4 protein-coding genes are annotated in these 3,899 nt (G+C 69.0%); all 4 read left to right on the top strand.

Annotation, left to right across the window (positions count from 1 at the left end):
• Nucleotides 1-193 precede the first annotated feature (193 nt).
• The gene (gene pstS / locus IE312_RS36835) at nt 194-1,369 is read left to right on the top strand and encodes a phosphate ABC transporter substrate-binding protein PstS (RefSeq protein WP_229900891.1); all 1,176 of its coding nucleotides are present in this window, start codon (nt 194-196) and stop codon (nt 1,367-1,369) included.
• A gap of 115 nt (nt 1,370-1,484) precedes the next feature.
• Nucleotides 1,485-2,489 (top strand): phosphate ABC transporter permease subunit PstC, encoded by a 1,005-nt coding sequence (gene pstC / locus IE312_RS36830; protein WP_189986673.1) that lies wholly within the window; start codon nt 1,485-1,487, stop codon nt 2,487-2,489.
• On the top strand, nt 2,486-3,547 hold the full coding sequence (pstA, locus tag IE312_RS36825) for a phosphate ABC transporter permease PstA (RefSeq protein ID WP_189986672.1): 1,062 nt from the start codon (nt 2,486-2,488) through the stop codon (nt 3,545-3,547). Before pstC ends, pstA begins: the two co-directional genes overlap by 4 nt.
• Before the next feature lie 48 nt (nt 3,548-3,595).
• A partial coding sequence (locus IE312_RS43490; RefSeq protein ID WP_229900890.1) for an ATP-binding cassette domain-containing protein occupies nt 3,596-3,899 on the top strand: 304 nt, incomplete at its 3' end.

Genomic DNA, 3,899 nt, shown 5'->3' with positions numbered 1-3,899 from the left:
CGAATGCACGTGCGCGCAACTCCGTCGCCGGAACCTCCACGTGCCCTCCCCGTGAGCATTCCGTGACCTAACCAGGCTGACGGCAGGGGTTCACCCCTCGTTCACTTCCGGCCATCGGCGGCTTCACCTGTTCTGCCTAATTTCGGCCGTACCGGGTGCTGAGTGCGGCCATGACGGCGCTCAGGGCACCTCTATGACCTCGCGCGCCGCCGACAGCGGCGGCTCCTGGAAGGAACTCCCGAAAGTGAAGCTTCAGCGCAAGAACCGGCTGCGCGCCCTCTCCCTCGGTGCTGTCGCCGTCTCCGGCGCCCTGGCCCTGACGGCGTGCGGCTCCGACGACAACGGCGGCGGCTCGGACAACCCGTCGACGTCGGCCAAGGCCGGCTCGGTCAAGTGCGACGACGCCAAGGGTCAGCTGCTCGCAGACGGCTCCTCCGCGCAGAAGAACGCGATCGACGCCTGGGTGAAGAACTTCTCCCAGGCGTGTGGTGTGCAGATCAACTACAAGGGCGGCGGCTCCGGCGCCGGTGTCACCGCGTTCACGCAGGGCCAGGTCGCCTTCGCCGGTTCCGACTCGGCGCTGAAGCCCGAAGAGGTCACCGCCTCCAAGAAGGTCTGCAAGGGCGGCCAGGGCATCGACCTGCCGATGGTCGGCGGTCCGATCGCCCTCGGCTACAACGTCCCGGGCGTCGACAACCTGGTCCTGGACGCCCCGACCATCGCCAAGATCTTCGACAGCAAGATCACCAAGTGGAACGACCCGGCGATCGCCGCCCTGAACAAGGGCGCCAAGCTGCCCGACCTGAAGATCCAGGCGTTCCACCGCTCGGACGAGTCCGGCACCACGGACAACTTCACCAAGTACCTGATCGCCACCACCCCGGACAACTGGAAGTACTCCGGCGGCAAGGCCTGGCAGGCCAAGGGCGGCCAGTCCGCCCCGCAGTCCGCGGGCGTGGCCCAGCAGGTCAAGCAGACCTCCGGCGCCATCGGCTACTTCGAGCTGTCCTACGTGAAGGACGGCCTCAAGGCCGTGTCCATCAACACCGGTGCGGCCAAGCCGGTCGCCCCCAGCTCCGAGAGCGCCACCGCCGACATCGCCGCCGCGCAGGTCGTCGGCACCGGCAAGGACCTCTCGCTGAAGCTCGACTACAAGACCAAGGCCGAGGGCGCCTACCCGATCACCCTGGTCACCTACGAGATCGTCTGCGACAAGGGCAACAAGACCGACACCCTGCCCGCCACCAAGGCCTTCCTGCGCTACATCGCGAGCGAGGAGGGCCAGAAGATCCTTCCGAGCATCGGCTACGCGCCGGTGCCCGACGAGATCATCGCCAAGGTCCGCACCACCGTCGAGGGCCTGAGCTGACCTGATCCGAGAGTGCGGTCCGGTACCCGACAGGGCCGGGCCGCACCGTCCGGTGCACCGCCGCCACGAGCCGGCGCCCCTTGCCGGGGCACGGCTCCGCAGACCGGAGAACCCGATGGACATATCGACGACAACCGACGTACCTCCGCCCGCCGCCCAGCGCCCGGTCGCCGAGCACAAGCGCGCGGCCCGTGGCGCGACCCGCCCCGGTGACCGCATCTTCCTCGGCCTGTCCCGCGGCTCCGGCATCCTGCTGCTGGTGATCATGGGCGCGATCGCGGTCTTCCTCACCTACCGCGCCTGCCTCGCGATCAGCAAGGACCACGGCAACTTCCTGACCACCTTCGAGTGGAACACCAACCTCCAGCCGGCCACCTTCGGCATCGCGGTGCTGGCCTTCGGCACGATCGTCTCCTCGGTCGTGGCCATGGCGATCGCGGTCCCGGTCGCGGTCGCCATCGCGCTGTTCATCACGCACTACGCCCCGCGCCGCATGTCCGGCCCGGTCGCCTACGTGGTCGACCTGCTCGCCGCCGTACCGTCCATCGTGTACGGCCTGTGGGGCGCCCTGGTGCTCGTCCCGCACATGAACGGCCTGTACGGCTGGCTCGACGACTTCTTCGGCTGGACCGGCGTCTTCTCCTGGGACCAGGGCGCGCCGCGCTCGATGCTCACCGTCGGCATCCTGCTCGCGATCATGATCCTGCCGATCATCACGAACGTGAGCCGTGAGGTCTTCCGCCAGGTCCCGCGGATGCACGAGGAGGCCGCCCTGGCCCTCGGCGCCACCCGCTGGGAGGTCGTCCGCATGGCCGTGCTGCCCTTCGGCCGCTCCGGCGTGATCTCCGCCTCCATGCTCGGCCTCGGCCGCGCGCTCGGCGAGACGATGGCCGTGGCCACCGTGCTCTCGCCGTCCTTCGACATCCAGGCCAGCCTGCTCAATCCGGGCGGCGGCACCTTCGCCCAGAACATCGCCAGCAAGTTTAGCGAGGCGGACGAGTTCGGCCGGGACGCGCTCATCGCCTCCGGTCTCGTCCTGTTCGTCATCACCCTGGTGGTCAACGGCGCGGCCCGGCTGATCATCGCCCGCCGCGCGGAGTACTCGGGGGCCAACGCATGAGCACCGCAGCCGTCACCGACAAGCGGCCCAGCACGCTGCGCGCCGCCAGCCTGCCCCGGTGGACGCCGTGGGCCATCGCCGCGGGCTCGCTCGTCCTGGGCATCGGCATCAGCCTGGCCGCCGGTCTGGACAGCCACATCCAGTGGGGTCTGATCGCCGCCGTCCTCTTCGTCCTGGGCACCTACGGCGTCGCCGCGCGCGTCGAGGGCCGCCGCCAGGCCAAGGACCGCGTGGCCACCAGTCTCGTCTGGGTCGCCTTCCTGCTCGCCGTGGTGCCGCTGATCTCCCTGATCTGGGTGACCGCCGCGCGCGGCGTCAAGGTGCTCGACCTCCACTTCCTGACCCACTCGATGGGTGTCGTCGCCGACACCGAGGCCGGCGGCGGCATCTACCACGCCATCATCGGCAGCCTGGAACAGGTCGGCCTCGCCACCCTCATCGGGGCCCCGATCGGTGTGCTCACCGCGATCTACCTGGTCGAGTACGGCCGCGGCCGGCTGGCCAAGGCCGTGACGTTCTTCGTCGACGTGATGACGGGCATCCCGTCGATCGTCGCCGGCCTGTTCATCCTCAGCCTGATGCTCATCTTCGAGATGCAGCCGTTCGGCTTCGCCGGTTCGCTGGCCCTGGCCATCCTGATGATGCCGGTCGTCGTCCGCTCCACCGAGGAGATGCTCAAGCTCGTCCCGAACGAGCTGCGCGAGGCGTCCCTGGCCCTCGGCGTCCCGAAGTGGCGGACCATCCTGAAGGTGGTCCTGCCGACCTCGATCGGCGGCATCACCACCGGCGTCATGCTCGCGGTCGCCCGGATCGCCGGCGAGACCGCGCCGGTGCTGCTGCTGGTGTTCGGCAACCCGTTCATCAACAACAACCCCTTCGAGGGCGCGCAGGCCTCGCTGCCGCTGTACATCTACCAGCAGTTCGCCAACAGCGCGGGCTCCGGTGCGGCGTACGACCGCGCGTGGGCGGCGTCGCTGACGCTGATCGCCTTCGTGATGATCCTCAACCTGGTGGCCCGCGGGATCGCCCGCTGGAAGGCCCCCAGGACCGGTCGCTGAGCGCGGCCACCCAGCGACCGAGCCTGAAACCCTGGAAGTGAAGCAGACATGGCCAAGCGCATCGACGTGAGCGGACTCACCGCCTACTACGGATCCCACAAGGCCATCGAGGACATCTCGATGACCGTCGAACCGCGGTCGGTGACGGCGTTCATCGGCCCCTCCGGCTGCGGCAAGTCGACGTTCCTGCGCACCCTGAACCGCATGCACGAGGTCACGCCCGGTGGCCGCGTCGAGGGCAAGGTGATGCTGGACGACGAGGACCTGTACGGCACCGGGATCGACCCGGTGTCCGTCCGCCGTGAGGTCGGCATGGTCTTCCAGCGGCCGAACCCGTTCCCCACGATGTCGA

Origin of the sequence: Streptomyces capoamus (assembly GCF_014654935.1) — a bacterium.
In the GTDB taxonomy this organism is placed as follows: Bacteria; Actinomycetota; Actinomycetes; order Streptomycetales; family Streptomycetaceae; genus Streptomyces; species Streptomyces capoamus.
Note: the sequence above shows the minus strand (reverse complement) of the source record. Positions and strands in the feature narration are given on the sequence as shown.

What these genes read in the sequence shown, in the direction of transcription:
- pstS (WP_229900891.1), top strand. Translation starts at nt 194, where the DNA reads ATGACCTCGCGCGCCGCCGACAGCGGCGGCTCCTGGAAGGAACTCCCG.
- pstC (WP_189986673.1), top strand. Translation starts at nt 1,485, where the DNA reads ATGGACATATCGACGACAACCGACGTACCTCCGCCCGCCGCCCAGCGC.
- pstA (WP_189986672.1), top strand. Translation starts at nt 2,486, where the DNA reads ATGAGCACCGCAGCCGTCACCGACAAGCGGCCCAGCACGCTGCGCGCC.